The sequence below is a fragment of the Stappia sp. 28M-7 genome (assembly GCF_014252955.1).
In the GTDB taxonomy this organism is placed as follows: domain Bacteria; phylum Pseudomonadota; class Alphaproteobacteria; order Rhizobiales; family Stappiaceae; genus Stappia.
In genome coordinates this window covers 1135764-1155282 of sequence record NZ_JACMIA010000001.1, presented here as the reverse complement: position 1 = coordinate 1155282, position 19519 = coordinate 1135764, and the positions used below count along the sequence as shown (strand labels likewise).

Annotated in this window: 18 protein-coding genes; 7 read left to right on the top strand and 11 right to left on the bottom strand. The window is 67.1% G+C overall.

Annotated elements, in window-relative coordinates:
• Window positions 1-15: 15 nt before the first annotated feature.
• From H7H34_RS05230 to mscL, 4 genes are all read right to left on the bottom strand, one after another.
• Complete coding sequence (locus H7H34_RS05230; protein ID WP_120268849.1) at window positions 16-633, bottom strand: response regulator transcription factor; 618 nt, start codon at window positions 631-633, stop codon at window positions 16-18.
• Window positions 630-1814: a two-component system sensor histidine kinase NtrB gene (locus tag H7H34_RS05225; RefSeq protein WP_120268848.1), complete on the bottom strand. Its 1185-nt coding sequence runs from the start codon at window positions 1812-1814 to the stop codon at window positions 630-632. The genes H7H34_RS05230 and H7H34_RS05225 overlap by 4 nt, the downstream gene beginning before the upstream one ends.
• 108 nt (window positions 1815-1922) lie before the next feature.
• A complete protein-coding gene (locus tag H7H34_RS05220) occupies window positions 1923-3089 on the bottom strand; it encodes a pyridoxal phosphate-dependent aminotransferase (RefSeq protein WP_185926448.1) in 1167 nt (388 codons plus the stop codon).
• A 105-nt stretch (window positions 3090-3194) separates the two neighbouring features.
• Complete coding sequence (gene mscL / locus H7H34_RS05215; RefSeq protein ID WP_120268847.1) at window positions 3195-3623, bottom strand: large-conductance mechanosensitive channel protein MscL; 429 nt, start codon at window positions 3621-3623, stop codon at window positions 3195-3197.
• A 202-nt stretch (window positions 3624-3825) separates the two neighbouring features.
• On the opposite strand from mscL, the gene H7H34_RS05210 reads away from it, so the two are divergent.
• Window positions 3826-7353 (top strand): PAS domain-containing hybrid sensor histidine kinase/response regulator, encoded by a 3528-nt coding sequence (locus H7H34_RS05210; RefSeq protein WP_185924468.1) that lies wholly within the window; start codon window positions 3826-3828, stop codon window positions 7351-7353.
• Between the two features lie 144 nt (window positions 7354-7497).
• Window positions 7498-8127, top strand: a complete 630-nt coding sequence (locus H7H34_RS05205) for a hypothetical protein (RefSeq protein WP_185924467.1) — start codon at window positions 7498-7500, stop codon at window positions 8125-8127.
• A 1-nt stretch (window position 8128) separates the two neighbouring features.
• On the opposite strand, the gene H7H34_RS05200 is transcribed toward H7H34_RS05205, so the two are convergent.
• Complete coding sequence (locus H7H34_RS05200; RefSeq protein WP_120268844.1) at window positions 8129-8797, bottom strand: response regulator transcription factor; 669 nt, start codon at window positions 8795-8797, stop codon at window positions 8129-8131.
• Window positions 8798-9119: 322 nt separating this feature from the next.
• On the opposite strand from H7H34_RS05200, the gene H7H34_RS05195 reads away from it, so the two are divergent.
• The 3 genes from H7H34_RS05195 (at window position 9120) to pip (ending at window position 12335) form a co-directional block, all read left to right on the top strand.
• Window positions 9120-9422, top strand: a complete 303-nt coding sequence (locus H7H34_RS05195; RefSeq protein WP_185924466.1) for a DUF4212 domain-containing protein — start codon at window positions 9120-9122, stop codon at window positions 9420-9422.
• Entirely contained in the window at window positions 9419-11242 is a 1824-nt protein-coding gene (locus H7H34_RS05190; RefSeq protein WP_185924465.1) for a sodium:solute symporter family protein, read from the top strand. The genes H7H34_RS05195 and H7H34_RS05190 overlap by 4 nt, the downstream gene beginning before the upstream one ends.
• A gap of 127 nt (window positions 11243-11369) precedes the next feature.
• Window positions 11370-12335 (top strand): prolyl aminopeptidase, encoded by a 966-nt coding sequence (gene pip, locus H7H34_RS05185; RefSeq protein ID WP_185924464.1) that lies wholly within the window; start codon window positions 11370-11372, stop codon window positions 12333-12335.
• A gap of 3 nt (window positions 12336-12338) precedes the next feature.
• Here pip and H7H34_RS05180 read toward each other — a convergent pair whose 3' ends face one another.
• Complete coding sequence (locus H7H34_RS05180) at window positions 12339-12818, bottom strand: secondary thiamine-phosphate synthase enzyme YjbQ (protein ID WP_371811359.1); 480 nt, start codon at window positions 12816-12818, stop codon at window positions 12339-12341.
• 214 nt (window positions 12819-13032) lie between these two features.
• Between H7H34_RS05180 and H7H34_RS05175 the strand changes: the two genes are divergently transcribed.
• Both H7H34_RS05175 and H7H34_RS05170 read left to right on the top strand, forming a co-directional pair.
• Window positions 13033-14001 carry an alpha/beta hydrolase gene (locus H7H34_RS05175; protein ID WP_185924463.1) on the top strand — a complete coding sequence of 323 codons (969 nt, stop codon included), beginning with the start codon at window positions 13033-13035 and terminating at the stop codon, window positions 13999-14001.
• A 52-nt stretch (window positions 14002-14053) separates the two neighbouring features.
• Entirely contained in the window at window positions 14054-14926 is an 873-nt protein-coding gene (locus H7H34_RS05170) for an acyl-CoA thioesterase (RefSeq protein ID WP_120268839.1), read from the top strand.
• A 50-nt stretch (window positions 14927-14976) separates the two neighbouring features.
• On the opposite strand, the gene H7H34_RS05165 is transcribed toward H7H34_RS05170, so the two are convergent.
• The 5 genes from H7H34_RS05165 to H7H34_RS05145 form a co-directional block, all read right to left on the bottom strand.
• Window positions 14977-15471, bottom strand: coding sequence for a hypothetical protein (locus tag H7H34_RS05165; protein WP_158592681.1), 495 nt, complete (start codon window positions 15469-15471; stop codon window positions 14977-14979).
• A 78-nt stretch (window positions 15472-15549) separates the two neighbouring features.
• A complete protein-coding gene (locus tag H7H34_RS05160) occupies window positions 15550-16170 on the bottom strand; it encodes a 2-hydroxychromene-2-carboxylate isomerase (RefSeq protein ID WP_120268838.1) in 621 nt (206 codons plus the stop codon).
• A 91-nt stretch (window positions 16171-16261) separates the two neighbouring features.
• Window positions 16262-17914 (bottom strand): cisplatin damage response ATP-dependent DNA ligase, encoded by a 1653-nt coding sequence (locus H7H34_RS05155; RefSeq protein ID WP_185924462.1) that lies wholly within the window; start codon window positions 17912-17914, stop codon window positions 16262-16264.
• Between the two features lie 18 nt (window positions 17915-17932).
• Window positions 17933-18355, bottom strand: coding sequence for a YybH family protein (locus tag H7H34_RS05150; protein ID WP_185924461.1), 423 nt, complete (start codon window positions 18353-18355; stop codon window positions 17933-17935).
• Entirely contained in the window at window positions 18352-19446 is a 1095-nt protein-coding gene (locus H7H34_RS05145; protein ID WP_185924460.1) for a ligase-associated DNA damage response exonuclease, read from the bottom strand. The genes H7H34_RS05150 and H7H34_RS05145 overlap by 4 nt, the downstream gene beginning before the upstream one ends.
• Window positions 19447-19519: the final 73 nt, after the last annotated feature.

The following is a 19519-nucleotide window of genomic DNA, read 5'->3' as shown; positions in this document are numbered from 1 at the left end:
TGCGGGGCCGGACCTCTATTCGTGCGAGAGGACGATACGGACCAGGTCGGCGGCGTTGCGCGCGCCGAGTTTTTCCATGATGCGGGCGCGGTGCACCTCGATGGTGCGCGGGCTGATCCCCAGCGTGCGTCCCGCCTCCTTGTTGGAGGCACCGGCGGTGATTTCCTCCAGCACTTCACGCTCGCGCGGGGTCAGCGTCTCGCTGCCCGGGAAACTGCGGGCCGGCGGGGTGACGCTCTCGACGTTCTTGCGCTCGCTCGCCTCGATGGCCTCGCGCACCCGCGTCACCACGGTTTCTGCGTCGAAGGGCTTTTCGATGAAATCGTGGGCGCCCTGCTTGATCGCCTCTACGGCCATCGGGATATCGCCCTGACCGGAAATGACGAAAACCGGCGCGGCAAACCGATCGGCATGAAGGCGGCGCAGGATCTCGATGCCCGACTGACCCGGCATATGCACATCGAGGATGACGCATCCCGGCAGCTTGTCCGGTCGTGCGGCCCGCTCCAGGAAAGCTTCGCCGGTCTCGAACGAGTCGACGTCATAGCCTTCCAGCTCGAAGACGACGGTCAAAGCGTCACGAATTGCCGGGTCGTCATCGACGATGTGGATCAGATGCGCGGTCGCGCTCATGCCGTCGGTCCTTTTCTGCCAGGGGGCGCGGCCGCCTGGTCGGCACGCTCGGGCGTGTCGACCGGCAGGCGCAGCACGAAGGCAGCTCCCCCTTCCCCACCGTTGGGTTCGACGGCGAGATCGCCGCCATGATTCTGCGCGATCGAACGGGAGATCGTGAGGCCAAGGCCAAGGCCGCCCTTCTTCGCGCCCGAGAATGCTCTGAACAATGTCGGTACGACTTCCGGCGGAACTCCGCCACCTGAATCGGTGATACGGATCAGCATATCCTCGCCGCTTACCGCCGCAGTCAGCCCGACACGCTTTACCGGAGCCTGGCGCACCGCGTCGAGCGCATTGCGGATCAGATTGATCAGGATCTGCTGGATCTGCACAGGATCGACGGCGATGTCCGGCAAACTGTCATGGACGTCGTTGACGATCTCGATGTCGCGGCAGTCGGTGCCCATGGTCACCAGCTCGAGACACTCGCCGACAAGCCGCGCCACATTGACCGAACGCCGCTCGGGATCACGCTTTTCCACGAACCTCCGCATCCGCTGGATGATCTGGCTGGCCCGCTCGGCCTCGCGCACGCCCTTGTCGACAATCTCGACCAGCTTGCCGTCGCGGTTGTCGTCGCCGACCTTGCGCTTGGCCGCCTGCAGGTAAAGCATGATCGCCGTCAGCGGCTGGTTCAGTTCGTGCGCGATGGCCGCGCCCATCTCGTCCAGCGCGCTGATGCGGGTGACGCTGACAAGCTGCGCCTGGGCTTCCGCGAGACGCCGCTCGACCGCCTTTCGCTGACGCAGGTCGCGGATGATGCCGATGAACTGGCGCCCCTCCGGCGTCGCCGCCTCGCCGACCGAAAGCTCGATCGGGAATTCGGTGCCGTCGCGGTGCATGCCGCGCACCTCGCGGCCGATGCCGATGATGCGCTTCTCGCCGGTTTCCAGATAATTGTTCAGATAGCCGTCATGCGCCTCGGCATATTCGGAGGGCATCAGCACCTTGACGTTGCGCCCCCTGACCTCCTCGGCCGTATAGCCGAACAGGGTCTCGCACGCCTTGTTGAACAGCAGGATGCGCGCCCGGTCGTCCATCACGACGATGCCATCGACCGCGGTACCAAGCACGCTTTCGAGCCGCGCCTCCGACACGCTGGGCAATGCTGAAACGCTACGGGTCTGATCTTCGCGCATTTTGGGCCCGATACGATGCGGGGAGCGACCCGCCGTCGGGAAACGAACAAAATGTATCCGCTTCCAATCCTCTACGCAAAAATCCGTAACTTAGACTCGCGTGCTTCGTCAACGCGCTATCCAGTCGGCAAGGCGCTGCGCTGCCGTCTCCAGATGCTCCGCGGAACGGGCGAAACACAGGCGCAGGAACCCCTCTCCGGCCTCGCCGAAAGCACTGCCGGGCGCAAGCCCGACGCCCGTCTCCGCGACGATCCGCTTGGCCAGTTCACGGCTGTCGGAAAAGCCCTCGACACCGAAGAACAGGTAGAAGGCACCTTGCGGCGGCGCATAGCGGATCCGGCCGGTGGCCGCCAGGCGTCCTTCGATGATGGCGCGCCCGGCGCTCGCCCGGCTGCGCTGCAGCGCCATGAACGCCTCTCCCTCATCGAGCGCGGCAACGGCAGCGCGCTGCATGAACTGCGCAACACCCGAGGTCGAATACTGGATCAGGTTCTCGATCACCTGCCCGAGCGCGGGCGGGGCCGAAAGCCAGCCGATGCGCCAGCCGGTCATCGCCCAGTTCTTCGAAAAGGTGTTGACGTACAGGATCAGGTCGTCCGGCTCGGCCACATCCATGAAGGAAGGCGCGCGGGCCGTCTCTCCCTCAACGAAGCGGCTGTAGACCTCGTCGGCGACGATCCAAAGTCCCCGCCGGCGGGCTTCATCGAGGATTGCCGCCAGCGTCTCCCGGTCGGCCATCCAGCCGGTCGGGTTGGACGGCGAATTCAGGTAGATGGCCCGGGTGCGCGGGGTCACGGCGGCAAACAGGCGGTCGAGATCGAGCGTCCAGCCGTTGGGCGAGAAATCGAGCGGCACCGGAATGGCCTGCGCGCCCATGATGCCGATGGCGGCAGGGAAATTCGGCCAGGCAGGCGAAGGATAGATCACCTCGTCGCCGGCACCGGCGATCGCCTGGACCGCAAGCTGGATCGCCTGCATGCCCGAGCCGGTGACGAAATAGCGCTCCGCGCCCCAGTCGCGGCCGAAATGGCGCAGGTGATAGCGCGCCAGCGCCTCACGCAGGTCCGGGATGCCGCGCTGATAGGTGTAGAAGGTCTCGCCCTTTTCCAGCGACGCCTCGGCCGCTGCGCGGATGAAGTCCGGCGTCGACAGGTCGCCCTCCCCGACCCAGAGCGGGATCAGGTCGGAGCGCTCGCGCGCGAAATTCACGACCTCGACAATGCCGCTTTCGGGCGCCTGGCGCGCCTCCGGCCGCAGCGCGGACATCACATCGATCATGGGAGGATCTGTCTCTGTTGGCAAAGGGGGGATTGCGAGGCCCGCCGGGGTCTTGTCCCCGTTGGCGGGCCCTGCCTGTCGTTCGTTCGGGCGGGACGCGCCTCAGCGCGTCTTCAGCAAATCGCGAATCTCGGCCAGCAGCACTTCCTCGCGGCTGGGCGCGGGCGGTGCGGGAGGCGCGGCCGGCTTCTCGTTGCGCAGCCGGTTGATCCCCTTGACCACTACGAACAGCGCGAAGGCGATGATCAGGAACTTGATCACCGCATTGATGAACAGGCCGATGTTCCAGGTCACCGCGCCGGCGGCCGTTGCCGCCTCGACGGTGAGATAGGGCCCGGGCGCCGTGCCCTCGCTCAGCACCAGGAAGAGCTGGGAGAAATCGACGCCGCCGATCAGCAGGCCGATGGGAGGCATGATCACGTCGTCGACGAGCGAGGATACGATGGCGCTGAAAGCTGCGCCGATGACAATGCCGACGGCCATGTCGACCATGTTGCCCTTGACGGCAAACTCCTTGAATTCCTTCAGCATGCTGGCTCCATCCCGTGGCTGCCGGCACCGCGGTCGGTGACCGGGGCGTGTCTGGTTGCAGCTTCGGGTTTAGCACGGGCCGGCGCATCCGGGAATCTCCCTATTCCCCTTTCGCACCACCCCCTTATCGCCAAGCGTCGAATGGACAGGAGCCGGCAAACATGGTCCGATCTCCGCATCAGGGTCGGGAGGAACGCAACGCATGGTCGAAGGGTGGGTCGTCGTCGTCGCGGCGCTCGGCTACGTGCTTCTGCTGTTCGCCATTGCCAGCTACGGCGACCGCAAGGCGCGCTTCACCGCGTCCGGCCATGGCCGGCCGCTGATCTATGCGCTGTCGATCTCGGTCTACTGCACGTCCTGGACCTTTTTCGGCTCCGTCGGCACGGCAACGCATAGCGGGCTGGAGTTCCTGACGATCTATATCGGGCCGATCCTGGTCTTCGCCCTCGGCTATCCCCTGCTGCGGCGGATCATTCGCCTATCCAAGAGCGAGCGCATCACCTCGGTCGCCGACTTCATCGGCGCGCGCTACGGCAAGAGCCAGCCGGTGGCCGCGGTCGTCGCGATCATCGCCGTCGTCGGCATCGTCCCCTATATCGCGCTGCAGCTGAAGGCAGTCTCGCTCTCGGTCACGACGCTGATCTCGCATCTCGACCTCAAGCCCGGCGAGACCGGCCTGCCCTTCTTCGACGACATCACCTTGATGATCGCCATCGGCATGGTGATCTTCGCCTGGGCCTTCGGTACCCGCCATATCGATGCGACGGAGCACCAGGAAGGGCTGATGCTGGCCATCGCCGCGGAAGCGGTGGTCAAGCTTGTGGCCTTCCTCACCGTCGGCATCTGGGTCACCTACTCGCTCTACAACGGTCCGGGCGACCTGTTCGCCGCCATGGCCGCGGAACCCAGGGTCGTCAACGCCATGGCCGGCGAGCTATCGGGCGGCAACTGGGTGGTGATGACGCTGCTGTCGGGCATCGCCGTCATCCTGCTGCCGCGCCAGTTCCACGTCACGGTAACGGAGAACAATTCGGGCGCAGAGCTGCGGCGCGCGACCTGGCTGTTCCCGATGTATCTGGTGGCGATCAACCTGTTCGTCGTCCCGATCGCGGCGGCAGGCATGATCATGCTGGATCCGGCGATCAACCCGGACTCCTATGTGCTCGCCCTGCCGCTGGCCGCCAATCACCCATGGCTTGCGCTCGTCGCCTTCATCGGCGGACTGTCGGCGGCCACCGCCATGGTGATCGTGGCCAGCGTCGCCCTTGCCATCATGATCTCGAACGATCTGGTGATGCCGCTGGTGCTGCGCCGCTCCAGCGAGGATGCGATCATCGCCTCCCATGGCGAGGACATGAGCCGGATCCTGCTGCTGACGCGGCGGGCGGCCATCTTCGTCACGCTGCTGCTCGCCTATGCGTATTACCGGGCGGCCGGGGACACGGCGGCGCTCACCTCCATCGGCCTGCTGTCCTTCGCCGCCATCGCGCAATTCGCCCCGGCCTTTTTCGGTGGCCTCGTCTGGCGGCGCGGCACGGCGCGCGGCGCCATCGCCGGCATGCTGATCGGCTTCGCCATCTGGGTCTACACCCTGCTGCTGCCGACCTTCGCGCAATCGGGCCTGATCCCGATCACGCTGATCGAGAACGGCCCCTTCGGCATCTGGCTGTTGCGGCCCCAGGCGCTGTTCTCGCTCGCCTTCGATCCGCTCACTCACGGCGTCTTCTGGAGCCTTGCTGCCAATATCAGCGCCTACATCATGTTCTCGCTGTCTCGCGTGCCCGAGCCCGTGGAACGGCTGCAGGCCAATATCTTCGTGCCGTCCGAGCTGTCGCCGACGCCGGGCCTGCGCCTTTGGCGAACCTCGGTGACCGTCGGCGACCTCAAGTCGACCATCGCGCGCTATCTCGGCGAGGAGCGCACCGACCGCTCGTTCCAGAGCTTTGCCCGCGAGCGCGGGCGCGACTTCGACCCGAGCGCCACCGCGGATGCCCAGATCCTGCGCTTTTCCGAGCAGCTGCTGGCCAGCGCCATCGGCGCCGCCTCGTCGCGGCTGGTTCTGTCGCTGCTGGTCAAGCGCCGCGACCCCAGCGGCAAGGGCGCGCTGAAGCTGCTGGACGACGCCACGGTCGCGATCCAGTACAACCGCGACCTGCTGCAGACCGCGCTCGACCAAGTGCGCCAGGGCATTTCGGTCTTCGACCGAGACCTCAGGCTGATCTGCTGGAACCGGCAGTTCCGCGAGTTGCTCGGCCTGCCGGCCGAGTACGGCCAGGTCGGAACGCCGCTTGATGCCATCATCCGGTTCAATGCAAAACGCGGGGAACTGGGCGCCGATCCGGTGGAGGTGATCGTCGGCGACCGCCTGGACAAGCTGGTGGTGCGTCACGAGACCTTTCAGGAGCACATGGCCGGCAGCGGCCTCGTCCTGGAGGTGCGGACCAGCCCGATGCCGGACGGGGGCATCGTCACGACCTATACCGACATCACCGAGCGGGTGCTCGGCGAGGAGGCGCTGGCGCGGGCCAACGAGACGCTGGAGCGCCGGGTGCGCGAGCGCACGCTGGAGCTCACCCGCGTCAACGAGGAGCTGACCGACGCCAAGGCGCTGGCGGAAGAGGCGAATATCGGCAAGACCCGCTTCCTGGCCGCCGCCGGCCATGACATCCTGCAGCCGCTCAATGCCGCCCGGCTCTATGCCTCCAGCCTGACCGAGCGCTTCACGGAAGGCGAGCTGAAGCATCTGGTGCAGAATGTCGGCGCCTCGCTGGAATCGGTGGAGGAGATCATCGGCGCGGTGCTCGACATTTCCCGCCTCGACACCGGCGCGCTGAAACCGGAAATCACCGTCTTCCGGCTGGAAGAGATCCTCAATCCGCTGCGCACCGAGTTCGAGCCGGTGGCGGAGGAAAAGAACCTGCGCCTCGCAATCCTGCCGACCAGCCTCAGTGTGCGCTCCGACCGCCGCCTGCTGCGCCGGCTGCTGCAGAACCTCATCTCCAACGCGATCAAATACACGCGCAGCGGCCGGGTGCTGGTGGGGGTCAGGCGCCGCCGCGGCAAGGTGGTGATGGAGGTGTTCGACACCGGCATCGGCATTCCGCAATCGAAGCAGAAGCTGATCTTCATGGAGTTCCACCGGCTGGACGACGGCGCCCGCGAGGCGCGCGGCCTCGGCCTCGGACTGTCGATCGTCGAGCGCATCGCGCGGGTGCTCGACCATCCGGTCACGCTGGAATCGCGCACGGGGCGCGGCTCGCGCTTTGCCATCGAACTGCCGATGGCCGCCTCCGTGCCGGCCCTCGTCGCGCCAGCGCCGGCGGCACCGCACGATGCGCCGCTCAAGGGCCTGCATGTGCTGGCCATCGACAACGAACCTCAGATCCTCGACGGCATGCGGGTGCTGCTGACCGGCTGGGGCTGCAAGGTGACGACGGCGCTGGACCCGCTCGAAGCGGCGCGCAAGACCTTCGAGGCGGGCGAACGGCCCGACGTGCTGATCGCCGACTATCATCTGGACGAGGGAACCGGCGTGGAGGCCGTGGTTCAGCTGCGCTGGCGCTTCGGCATCGAAATCCCGGCGCTGCTCGTCACCGCCGACCGCAGCCAGGGGGTGCGTGCGGAAGCTGCGGCCAAGGAGATCGAGATTCTCAACAAGCCGGTGAAACCGGCAGCGCTCCGGGCCTATCTCTCCCGTGTGCGCAGCGGCAGCGCCGCCGCGGCGGAGTGATCCGCATCACGACACGCGCTCAAGCCTGCGTGTAAACGCTTCTCCTGCCATGAAGCCGCCCTGTTTGCAGGGTCCGGCTCGTCACGCTCGCGCAAACATGCCGGATGCCGGATCGCATCGCCGGGACGGGCCAGAGAGACGAAAATGAGACGACTGCTGCCAATGGCGGGTGCCACGCTTGCCCTGCTCCTTGTTACCTCCGCTGCACAGGCCTCCGGCTGTATCGCGTCAAAGCCTGGCACCGGTCTTTCGGCAGACGAGGCAAGCGCCGTCTACGACTGCCTCAAGGATGCGCTCCTGGACGGCTACCGGCAGGGCGATAAGCGGTGGATCCCGGGCGACTATGTCGACAGCTTCCGGCTCTGGGAGCGTGCGAGCCGCAATCCGGCGTTTTCCCCCGCCCATGGCGGACGCCATCTCCTCACCTATGTCAACGCGGCGGGTGCGCGGGACTACCTGCGCTTCAGCGACAGCGACGTGACGATGCCGGTCGGTACACTGATCGCGGCGGAGTCCTTTTCCGTCGACGAGCGGGGACGCGCCCAGCCAGGCCCGCTGTTCCTGATGGAGAAGGTCGAGCCGGGCCGCTCGCCGCAGACCGACGACTGGTTCTACATGGCTGTTGCGCCGAACGGTTCGCCCATGGTGATGGACGTGATCTCCGCCTGCAGCGCCTGCCACCAGGGCCGGTTCGGCCAGCGCGGCGGGCTCGGCTATCCGCCGGTCGAGGCGCGCGCCGTACCGGTTCCCGCGTCCGGCGGCCAGCCCGAATAGCTCAGCGCGCCTCCGCTGTCAGCCACTGCCCCTGCTCGATCTTGGCGGCGGCGATGACCGCCTGCGTGCGGCTTTCAACGCCGAGCTTTTGCAGGATCGCCGAGACATGCGCCTTCACGGTCGCCTCGGAAACGCTGAGCTCATAGGCAATCTGCTTGTTGAGCAGACCTTCCGACAGCATCATCAGCACCCGCACCTGTTGCGGCGTGAGCGTTGCAAGCCGCTGAGCCATGGCGCTTGCATCGCCATCGGCCTCGCCCAGGTCGACATCGGGCGGGGTCCAGCTGCCGCCGGCCATCACCTGGGACACGGCCTCGCGAATGACCTCGATGCCGAGCGACTTCGGGATGAAGCCGGAAGCGCCCAGCTCCATGCAGCGGCGGATCGTTCCCACATCCTCGCTCGCCGACACGATCACCACCGGCACGCTCTGATACTGGGCCCGCAGGTACATCAACCCGGAAAAGCCGCGCATGCCCGGCATCGAAAGATCGAGCAAGAGCAGGTCGACCTCGCCGTGGCGCTCCAGTTCGGCGGCCGCATCCTCGAGCGTCCCGACCTCGACGATGCCCGCCCCCGGATAGAGACGTTCGATCGTCTGGCGCAGAGCGCCGCGAAACAACGGATGATCGTCCGCCACAACGAAATGATACGTCGCGCTGTCAGGCACGCCGGTTCCCTCCTTCGACGCTGACCGCGATCGATCGCGCGCTTCCCTCGCAGGCCCCTCCCAGAACCCCAAGGGACGTCGCTTCTTCTCTTGCGAGATCGCGGCTTCGCTCCCCCCAAGCCGGTGCCCCCGGCAGACCGGCAATCCGCGGCATTATCGCTACAGGCCCGTCCGGCATCAAGCGGCGGCTTGCAGGCGGTGACCGGCAAGCTCTTACGGGAACGGGCAAGGATCGTGCAAGCTGGCCACACGGGGCATACTGACCATCGAGCGAATCGCATAACCAGATCGATGGCTCGGCCAGGCATGCCGGAGGACTTGGATGACCCTTGACGCAAAGCAGGGCGACACCCCGCAGGCGCGACGCTGGCGCCGCACGGTCGGCCTCGCCATCGCGACCATCGCTATTCTGGCGGTTTTCGCCGTGGTCGTGCCTCTGTTCGCCGGCCAGCTCAACGGCACCCGCTTCGCCGGCTTCCCGCTCGGCTACTACATGGCCGCGCAGGGCTCTCTGGTTGCCTTCCTGCTGCTGACCGTCTGGTTCATCCGCCGCCAGGAGCGCCTCGACCGCGAAGCCGGCGTTGCCGAGCCCGAACCGTTCGATTCAGGAGAAGAGCTGCGATGAGGAAGGACAAGGTCGCGGGCCGCGCGGGCCAGCTTTACGGCACTGTCGCGGGCCTCCTCGCCGCCTTTATCGCAGGCCTTGTCATCCTCGAGCAGATCGGCGTGCCCCAGCAGGTCCTGGGCTATTTGTTCGTGGCAGCAACGCTGGTCCTTTATGCCGGCATCGGCATCGCCAGCCGCACGGTCCATGTCACCGACTACTATGTCGCCGGGCGGCAGGTGCCGGGCGTCTTCAACGGCATGGCGACGGCTGCCGACTGGTTGAGCGGCGCGTCCTTCATCGGCCTTGCCGGAACGCTCTACATGCTCGGCTTCGACGGGCTCGCCTATCTGCTCGGCTGGACCGGCGGCTTCGTGCTCGTCGCCGTGCTCATCGCGCCGTATCTGCGCAAGTTCGGCGCTTTCACCCTGCCCGATTTCCTGGCCGCGCGGTTCGGCGGCCATGCCGCCCGGCTGACCGGGGCGATCGTGCTCTTCGCCTGCTCCTTCACCTATGTGGTGGCACAGTTCTATGCCACCGGCCTCATCGCCTCGCGCTTCCTCGGCATTCCCTTCGGCACCGCCGTCTATGTCGGGCTCGGGACGGTGCTTTTCTGCTCCCTGCTCGGCGGCATGCGCTCGGTCACCTGGACGCAGGTCGCCCAGTATCTGGTTCTGATCGTCGCCTTCATGCTGCCGGTGGCGATCCTGTCGGCGCAGCATTTCGGCATGCCGCTCGCCCAGTTCGCCTATGGCGAGGCGCTGGAGCAGATCGCGGCGCTGGAGCAGCAGATGCTCGCCTCCGGCCTTGCCGATCCCGAAACGCTCGTCCGGCACCTCGTTCCCGGAGAAGCGCTCGATCCGCTGAACTTCACGGCGCTGATCGTCTGCCTGATCATCGGCACCGCGTCGCTGCCGCACCTTCTGATGCGCTTCCTGACTACCTCCAGCGTGCGCGATGCGCGTCGTTCGGCCGGCTGGACGCTGTTCTTCGTCCTGCTGCTCTACGCCACCGTTCCGGCCTATGCCGCCTTCGCCAAGCTGGAAGTCTACCAGAACGTCATCGGCGCCAGCCTGCAGGCGCTGCCCGACTGGATCTACACCTACGGCCGGCTCGGACTGGTCGAGATCTGCGGCAAGGCGGCCGGTTCCGCCGAGGCAGTACGCGAGGCCTGCGCTGCCGTGCCGGAAAACGCCGGCGTCCTACGCCTTTCGGATCTGTCCATCGATCGCGACGTCATAGTACTCGCCCTGCCGGAGATCGCGGGCCTCCCTTACGTGATCGCCGGGCTGGTCGCGGCCGGTGGTCTTGCAGCGACCCTATCGACGGCCAACGGCCTGCTGCTGGCCGTCGCCAATGCGCTGGGGCATGACGTCTACTACCGCACGCTCGACAGCCGCGCTCCGGCGAGCCGGCGCCTGCTGGTCGCGCGCCTCTTCCTGCTTGCAACCGCGGCAGTAGCGGCTGTCGTCGCATCGAGCCGGCCGTCCGACATCCTGTCGATGGTGGCCTGGGCCTTTTCCCTCGCCGCATCCGGCTTCTTCCCGGCGCTGGTGCTGGGCATCTGGTGGAAGCGCTGCACGGCGGCAGGTGCCGTCTGCGGCATGCTGGCCGGGTTCGGCCTGACCCTCGCCTATCTGGTGATGACCCAGTATGGCGGCATGGCCGAGTGGTACGGCATCCGCAACACCTCCGCGGCGATCTTCGGCGTGCCGCTCGGCTTTGCCGTTGCCATCCTCGTCAGCCTGGTCACTCGCGCGCCCTCGCGCCATGTGCAGGCGATGGTCGAGGAGATCCGCAAGCCTGCCGGCAAGCCGGTGATGATCGACGGAGCGTCCTGAGCCGTCACGGCCCTGCAGAAACGCAGTCCGGGGACATTGCGACCGCCCCCCAGCGGACAGGCGACAGGCACGGCACTTCGGGTTACCGTGCGCGCGACACACGCTCCCGCGCTAGAGGGAACCGACCATGACAGACGCGCTTTTCCCACTGATCGAGCCGTACCGCACCGGACAGCTCGCGGTCAGCGACCTGCACACGATCTACTTCGAGGAATGCGGCAATCCGCAGGGCATCCCCGCGGTGATGCTGCATGGCGGACCGGGCGGGGGCGCGGGCGAGATCCTGCGCCGGTTCCACGATCCCGAACGCTACCGGATCGTGCTGTTCGACCAGCGCGGCTGCGGCCGCTCCACGCCGCATTCGGAGCTGCGCGAGAACACCACCTGGGATCTGGTCGGCGATATCGAGAAGCTGCGCGAGCACATGGGCGTCGACCGGTGGCAGGTGTTCGGCGGGTCCTGGGGGTCGACGCTCGCGCTCGCCTATGCGCAGACCCACCCCGAGCGCGTCACCTCGCTCATCCTGCGCGGCATCTTCCTGCTGCGGCGGGCCGAGCTGTTGTGGTTCTACCAGGAAGGCGCCAGCTGGCTCTATCCCGACCTTTTCGCCCCGTTCCTCGACCTGATCCCGGAAGACGAGCGCAGCGACATGATCTCCGCCTATCACCGGCGCCTGACCGGCCCGGACGAGGCGATGCAGTTCGAGGCGGCGACACGCTGGGCGCGGTGGGAGGGTTCCACCCTCTCGGTGCTGCGCGACCCGGCGCGCGAGGCCTCCTTCTCCGACCCGCACTACGCCCATGCCTTCGCGCGCATCGAGACGCACTATTTCGTCAATGGCGGCTTCTTCACCCATGACGACGAGTTGCTGCGCAATATCGGGCGGATCCGCCACATCCCGGCGGTGATCGTGCACGGCCGGCACGACGTGGTCACGCCGGCAAAGAACGCTGTCGATCTTGCGGCGGCCTGGCCGGAGGCTGAGCTGAAGATCATCGAGGATGCGGGCCATGCGGCAAGCGAGCCGGGCATCGTCGCCGCTCTCGTCGAGGCTTGCCGCAGGTTCGCGGACGATCTCAAGGCCGGAGGCTGATGCTCAGGTGCCCAGATAGCGCAGCGTCAGGCTGCGCTGCTGGGCCTCGCGCCGATGCTCCACCAGGTAGATTTCCTGCCAAGTGCCGAGATCGAGCCGTCCGGCCACCACAGGCACGCGCAGGCTGACACCCGTCAGCATCGTCTTCACATGCGCCGGCATGTCGTCCGGCCCTTCCGAGCGATGGCGCCAGCCGGCATCCTCCGGGGCAAGCCGCGCCAGTGCATCGAGCAAGTCCGCCTGCACGTCCGGGTCGGCGTTTTCCTGGATCGTCAGCGACGCCGAGGTGTGCCGGAGGAATACGGAAAGCTCGCCATCGCGGGCATTCTGCTCGGCAAGCCATCCGCCAAGGCTGCGGCCGATGCCATAGAAGCGCTGGCCGGAGGTCGCGACCATCAGCCGGCCCATGCGCTGGCGCAGGTCCAGGCCGTCGTCCTCGAAGGTCCAAGTCTCGAAGATCGGGTTGCGATAGCTCTGCCGCATGGTTCCATCCGCCTCGCCACGGCGGCGAAGTATGCCGCCGGGCGACCGTGCACGCAAGACGCGCAGACCGCGCCTGCCCCGACGCGAGGCGACTTTTTGCCGATAGATCAATCAGTTTAACGGGTTGGGGCTTGGCAGGAGGTTGTCATACGACTAGCCTTGTCCCGGAGTATCTTCCCTTCAGGCACGACTGGCAGACGAGGCCCCCGGCGACATGGCCGAAGACGAATCTTCACACACGCCCTTCGGTTCGGCTTCCGCGGAAACACAGGCCTTCAACAAGGAGCTGTTGCGGCGACTGACCCTGTTGCCGGACCAGTGGTCCTACCCTCCGTCCGTGGTGCGCGAAAGGCGCGCGCAGGGGCTCGGCCCCTTCCCGCTCGCGCCCCGCTCCGCCGACGCACGCGAGCTCACCGTGGCGGGGCCTCATGGCGACGTGCGCCTGCGCATCCTTGCTCCCAGGACGCGCCCCTCCACCGGTGCCTACCTGCACCTGCATGGCGGCGGCTGGACGCTGGGCGCGGCCGACGAGCAGGATCCGCGCCTTGCCGAGCTTGCGGAGGCGACCGGCCTGACGGCCATCTCCTGCGACTACCGGCTTGCGCCCGAGCATCCCTATCCGCAAGGTCCCGACGATTGCGAAGCGGCAGCTGCCTGGCTGTTGAGCGAGGGCGAAAAGTTGTTCGGCGGCAATCGCTTCGCCATCGGCGGCGAATCGGCGGGCGCCAATCTCGCAGCCTCGGTGCTGCTGCGCTTGCGCGGGCGCACGGACCTGCCCTCGCGCTTCGGCGCCGCCGTCTTCACCTGCGGCTGCTTCGATCTCCGGCTGACCCCGAGTGCGCGCAACTGGGGCAGCGACAAGCTGGTGCTTAACACCCGCGACCTGAAGATGTTCGTGCGTCACTATCTGTCGCACGGCCATGACGCGGCCGATCCCGACATCTCGCCGCTGCTTGCCGACCTGCGCGGGCTGGTGCCGGCACATTTCGTTGTCGGCAGTGCCGATCCGTTGCTCGACGATACGCTTTTCATGCAAGCCCGCTGGGTGGCTGCCGGCAACGCCGCCGAGATTGCTGTCCATCCCGGCGGGTGCCACGTCTTCCAGCATTTCGACCTCGAGATCGCCCGGGCCAGCAACCGGGCTATCGACGCTTTCCTGAACCGCAGCCTGGCCGCCGCCTGACCCACTTCCCTGTCCGGCCCCCTCCCATCATAAAGCCACCGAGACGCCGACCATGCCCGCCTTCGAGACATTGCTGTCTTTCGTCAATTGCTGGGAATGCGATGAGAACGACCATCTCAACGTCCAGTTCTACCTGTCGCGCTTCGACGAGGCCGACCGCCAGTTTCGGCTGCTCACCGGCCTGAGCGACGCGGTTGCCGGCGTCCGCCGCGCCCGCCACATCCGCTATCACGCAGAGCTTTATTCCGGCGACACGCTGGTGATGACCAGCCACATCGCCTTCGACGGCCCGTATATGCTGACGGTCGTGCATCAGCTGCGGCGCACCATCGACGGAGCCATCGCGGCCACCGCCGTGGATGGGTATGCCCCGTCGGATCAGGTGGCACGCGAGCTGCGCCGCCGCTTCGAGGATGCAGCCGCACCGATGCCGGACGCCGCGCTGCCGCGCAGCCTGCCGACGACGCCCGAGACCCTGTCGATCACGGCACGCCAGATCGAGACGGCGGGGGCTGCCATCACCCACAGGGCGACCGTTCTGCCGCGCCACGCCGGGCCGGATGGACGGGCGGAGGACGGCTTCGCCGTCGGCTGCTTCAGCGAGGCGGCCCCGCACCTGTGGAACCGCACGCCGATGACCGAAAGCTGGCTGGAGGCGCGCGACCTTGGACGGGTTGCTGTTGAGATGAAGCTCGTGTGGGCCAGCCCGCTGAAAATGGGCGATCCGGCGGTGACGATGAGCGGACTGACCGGGGCTTCGACCTCGACCTTCTCGTTCCGCCACTACCTGTTCGAGGCGCGCACCCTGCGGCTGGCGGCAATCTGCGACGTTACGGCACTGGCGATGAACCTGAAGACCCGCAAGGCGACGAAGCTGGAAGAGGATGTTCGCAGCGCCATCATCAAGGCCGCGATGAAGCACTGAAGCCTTGCCGCTTTCGCCATCTGACGGCGGGTGCCCCCGAGCGGGGCGCCCTACTCGGCGAAGCTGTCATACTCCTGGCGCAACGTTCTCATCATGCCGAAGAAGCGGCGCATCGCCTTCTCGGTAAAGTCCATCGCGCGATCGATTTCCTTTTCCTCCTCCGGCGTCAGGCTGTGCCGCTCGCCGCCCTTGGGGGCAGCGGGCGCGCGCTCCTCGGCCGCCGGCGGCTCGCCGGCCTTTGCTGCCAGCCTGCGGTTTTCCGCGCGCAAGCTGGCCACTTCCTCGGACAGCCGGGCGACCTCTTCCTCCAGAACGATCTGGACGTCCGGCACCAGCACGCAGCGCCAGGTCTCGTCGCGCTTGAGGCACTGAGAGATGCGGCCGGTCTGGCGGTCGAGGCGCAGGAAGCTCTCTCCGGCGGGCGACAGTACATAGCGCTCGGGATCCGCGTCGGGCCGGTCGCCCGATTGTGCCCCGGTCTGGGCCAGCCCGGAAACCGGCGCCATCGCGCCGATCAGGGCAAGGCAAATCGCTATCCGCTTCATGTCGCTCTCCGAAGGTCAGGGCCGGGCGCCATCATGGCGCTCCGGCATGGCAAAAGCACGGCAGCGGGCCGTCTGGCCCTACGGCTGCTCGTAGGGCGGACGCCCGCTCGCCAGAGCCTCTTCCAGCAGCGCCAGCCGGTCCTGCCCCCAGAACACCTCGCCATTGAGCACATAGCTCGGCGAGCCGAACACGCCGCCGGCAATCGCTTCCGACTGATGCTCTTCGTAGCGCTCGACAATGGCCTTCTCGCCGGCATGGGCGATCACCGCGGCCGGATCGAGGCCCAGGCCCGTCAGGATCGCGACATGCACCGCCTCATCGGCGATATCCTGTTCGTTCACCCACAAGGCCTCGAACACCGCCTGTGTGTAGGCTGCCACCGGGCCGCCATCGATGGCCAGCGCCAGAGCGATCCTGTCGGCGAGGTCCGGGTTTACCGGAAAATACGCGGGCTGGAGCGTCAGCGGCACCTTGCGGTGCGCACGCCAGCGCTGCAACTCGATGAGGCGATAGGCCTGACGCACCGGATGGCGCCGGGCCAGCGGCAGGCCGCCGGTCTCCGGGAATACGGCTGCCAGCGATACCGGGCGGAAGCGCACGGCGTAGCCCTGCTCGTCCGCCATTTGCAGGAAGGCGGCATGGCCCAGATAGGCCCAGGGGGACGCGTGGGTGTAGTAGTAGTCGATGACACGTTGCATGCAGTGCGGACCTCGCTCGGTAATCGTCGCGAGGCACCCTGCGACGGGACGGCCCGGCAATCAAGTGACCTCGGGCAGCCGCACGCGAATATCACCGCAAGGCCGCGGCCTCATCCTGCGGTAGCAACGCCAGCAGCGCCTCTATCCGGTCCGCCTCCGCCGGCGGCTTGTCCCAGCGCAGCCGGGCGACGCGAGGAAAGCGCATGGCGACCCCGGATTTGTGCCGCGTCGAGCGGTTGAGCCCCTCGAAGGCGACCTCGATCACCAGTCCGATTTGCGGTTCGTGGCGGACTTCGCGCACCGGGCCGAAACGGTTGATCGTGTTCTGGCGCACGAAGCGGTCGATCTCCAGCAGCTCCTCGTCGGTGAAACCGAAATAGGCCTTGCCGACGGGCACGAGTTCGGTCCCCTCCTGACCCTCCCTCCAGACGCCGAACGTGTAGTCGGAATAGTAGGAGGACCGCTTGCCATGACCGCGCTGGGCATACATCAGCACGGCATCGACACGGTAGGGATCACGCTTCCACTTGTACCACTGGCCCTTGGGCCGGCCGGGCACATAGGGCGCGTCCCAGCGCTTCAGCATCAGGCCTTCGATGGCCGCCGCGTCCTCGCCCTCGTGATGATCGGCAGGCGCCTCGCGCGCGCGGGCCAGCGCCGCCCAATCCGGCGAGGGCACCAGCGGCGACAGGTCGATACGCGGATGATCGAGCGCCTTGAGAAAGTCCTCCAGCTTCGCCCGGCGCTCGCGAAAGGGGCGCTCGCGCAGGTCCTCGCCGCCCAGCGCCAGCAGGTCGTAGGCGCGGATCGCCGCCGGCAGCTCGCGCATCATCTTGGCCGGGACGGTCTTGCGATTGAGGCGCTGCTGCAGGGCGTTGAAGCTCTGCACCTTGCCGTCGATCACCACCAGCAACTCGCCGTCGAGGGACGCGTCAAAGTCGAGCGTCTCCACCAGATCGGGAAAAGCGCCCGATATGTCGTCTCCCGTCCGGCTGTAGAGCCGCCGGCGCAGCCGTCCGTCACGCCCCGTCGACACGGCGGCCTGCACGCGGATGCCGTCCCATTTCCACTCGGCCGCAAAGTCGGCCGTGTCCAGAACCTCCATGTCGCGCGCTTCCAGCGGATGCGCCAGCATGGCCGGGCGAAACGGTACCGGATCGTCGGTTTGCGGCTGCTCGCCCTCGCCCAGCGCCCAGGCGAACAGCCCGTCATAGGGCGGCGACATCCCGTGCCAGACCTGTTCGATATCATCCGGCTGCAGTGTGCCGAGTGCGGCGACCGCGGTCTTGGCAAGGCGCGCGGAGACGCCGACGCGCAGGCCTCCGGTGACCAGCTTCAGCAGAGCCCAGCGGCCGGTCTCGTCGAGTGTGTCGAGCCACCCCGCGATCATGCTGGGCGCCTCTCCGCGCCCTGCCTGCTGCAGCCGCTCCACCACCTCGGGCAGGTCCGGCGCGGCCGCCTCCCCGCTCGCGTCAGCCGGCCAGATCAGCGCGATCGTCTCGGACAGATCTCCGACGAAGTCGTAGGAGAGTTCGAACAGGTGCGGATCGACCCGCTCCGCGACCAGCGCCCGCAGCATCGCCGGCTTGGCGTGGCGAAAGCCGAGACCGCCGGTCAGCGCAGCAAGCGCCAGCCCCCGCGCCGGGTCGTTCTCGCTACGGAAATACTCCGTCATCAAAGCGAGTTTGGCGGACCGGCGCGGCTCGAAGGACAGCCTGTCCAGCAGGGCGGCGAAACGCTGCATTGTCCCTCTGGGCGTCCCTCAGGGCTCGTTGACGATCATGGCGATACGCCAGGCATCGCCGTCGTAGATCAGGTGGTAGTGACAGGTGAACTCGATCACCGGCTCGCCGTCCGCGTCCGACTGGACCCAGGTGAGCGTTGCCATGGCCGCATCGCCTTCCACATGGGCGGAGAGGATGTCGAAAGCCGAGGTCACCACGCCTTCCTTCTCCAGCGCGGCGAACAGCGTCTCGATATTCTCGAGCAGCTCCTCCTCGTCCTGGAACACGTTGCCCTTGCCGAACTGCCAGATCACTGCCGGATAGGCGAAGCAGTCGGCCACGGCCTCCGCGTCGTAGTCCTCGAAGGCCTCGCGGTAATCGTCGAACAGGTCGAGAAGCTCCTCGTCATAGCCCTCGTCCGGCTCCGCCAGACCTTCCGGTTCCCGATGCTCTTCGCTCATGTCTTGCTCCCGATCCCGGCGGCCGTTTCCGCCGTTTCGACTTTACCCGCCGGCTCGGCCGCATCCCCCTCGTCGCCATAGCCGATGAGGTTGAGCGGACGGGCGGCCAGTCCCTGCTGCCGGCACCAGTGGACGAGGGCCTCCTCGGCGCCATGCGTAACCCATATCTCGCCGGCCCCAGTCTCCGCCACGGTTTCCCGCAAGTCATCCCAGTCGGCATGGTCGGAGATGACCAGCGGCAGCTCGGCGCCGCGCTGCCTCGCCCGGGCCCGCACCCGCACCCAGCCGCTGGCAACCGCCGTCACCGGATCGCCGAAGCGCCGGGCCCAACGGTCGGCGAGCTGGCCCGGCGGGCACAGCACGATCTCGCCGGCAAGCTCCTTCGCCCTCTGTCCGACCGGCTCCAAGGCCCCGAGGTCGATCCCTTGCGCCTGATAATAGCTGCAAAGCCGCTCCAACGCGCCGTGCAGGTAGATCGTGCGCTCGTACCCGGCGGCGCGCAGCTCCGCGATCACCCGCTGCGCCTTGCCGAGCGAATAGGCGCCGACGAGATGCGTGCGACCGTCGAACAGCGCCAGGCTTTTGAGCAGCTTGCCGATCTCGCCGGCGGCCGGCGGATGGCGGAAGACCGGCAGGCCGAAGGTCGCCTCGGTGACGAAGACCTCGCAGGCCAGCGGCTCGAAGGGCGCGCAGGTCGGGTCCGGCTGGCGCTTGTAATCGCCGGACACCACGACGCGCGTGCCCTTCGCGGTCTCGATCTTCACCTGCATGGAGCCGAGCACATGGCCGGCCGGATGGAAGGAGACGCGCACTTCGCCGATGCGGATGACCTCGCCGGGAACGGCCTCCTGGCGGGCGCCGGTGAAATCCTCGCCGTAGCGGATCGCCATGATGTCGAGCGTCTCGCGCGAGGCCATGACCGCGCCGTTGCCGGGGCGCGCGTGATCAGCATGGCCATGGGTCACCAGCGCGCGCTCGACGGGACGCACGGGATCGATGTGAAACCCGCCGGCGGGACAGTAGAGCCCTTCCGCCGTCAGGGTCAGCACATCGCCGCCGGTCGTTCCGGCTGAAGGGGAGGCCTCACGCATCATCCTCCCTATGTAGGAGTGTTCGGGCGGATTGGAAATGCATCCCCGGCTCGACGAACAGACAAGGAACAAC

Bases quoted from the DNA above. Each gene is read 5' to 3' on its own strand.
- pip (WP_185924464.1), top strand. From the start codon at position 11,370: ATGACAGACGCGCTTTTCCCACTGATCGAGCCGTACCGCACCGGACAG.
- H7H34_RS05155 (WP_185924462.1), bottom strand. From the start codon at position 17,914: ATGCAGCGTTTCGCCGCCCTGCTGGACAGGCTGTCCTTCGAGCCGCGC.
- H7H34_RS05175 (WP_185924463.1), top strand. From the start codon at position 13,033: ATGGCCGAAGACGAATCTTCACACACGCCCTTCGGTTCGGCTTCCGCG.
- H7H34_RS05210 (WP_185924468.1), top strand. From the start codon at position 3,826: ATGGTCGAAGGGTGGGTCGTCGTCGTCGCGGCGCTCGGCTACGTGCTT.
- H7H34_RS05160 (WP_120268838.1), bottom strand. From the start codon at position 16,170: ATGCAACGTGTCATCGACTACTACTACACCCACGCGTCCCCCTGGGCC.
- H7H34_RS05195 (WP_185924466.1), top strand. From the start codon at position 9,120: ATGACCCTTGACGCAAAGCAGGGCGACACCCCGCAGGCGCGACGCTGG.
- H7H34_RS05230 (WP_120268849.1), bottom strand. From the start codon at position 633: ATGAGCGCGACCGCGCATCTGATCCACATCGTCGATGACGACCCGGCA.
- H7H34_RS05205 (WP_185924467.1), top strand. From the start codon at position 7,498: ATGAGACGACTGCTGCCAATGGCGGGTGCCACGCTTGCCCTGCTCCTT.
- mscL (WP_120268847.1), bottom strand. From the start codon at position 3,623: ATGCTGAAGGAATTCAAGGAGTTTGCCGTCAAGGGCAACATGGTCGAC.
- H7H34_RS05150 (WP_185924461.1), bottom strand. From the start codon at position 18,355: ATGAGCGAAGAGCATCGGGAACCGGAAGGTCTGGCGGAGCCGGACGAG.
- H7H34_RS05190 (WP_185924465.1), top strand. From the start codon at position 9,419: ATGAGGAAGGACAAGGTCGCGGGCCGCGCGGGCCAGCTTTACGGCACT.
- H7H34_RS05165 (WP_158592681.1), bottom strand. From the start codon at position 15,471: ATGAAGCGGATAGCGATTTGCCTTGCCCTGATCGGCGCGATGGCGCCG.
- H7H34_RS05170 (WP_120268839.1), top strand. From the start codon at position 14,054: ATGCCCGCCTTCGAGACATTGCTGTCTTTCGTCAATTGCTGGGAATGC.
- H7H34_RS05225 (WP_120268848.1), bottom strand. From the start codon at position 1,814: ATGCGCGAAGATCAGACCCGTAGCGTTTCAGCATTGCCCAGCGTGTCG.
- H7H34_RS05180 (WP_371811359.1), bottom strand. From the start codon at position 12,818: ATGCGGCAGAGCTATCGCAACCCGATCTTCGAGACTTGGACCTTCGAG.
- H7H34_RS05145 (WP_185924460.1), bottom strand. From the start codon at position 19,446: ATGCGTGAGGCCTCCCCTTCAGCCGGAACGACCGGCGGCGATGTGCTG.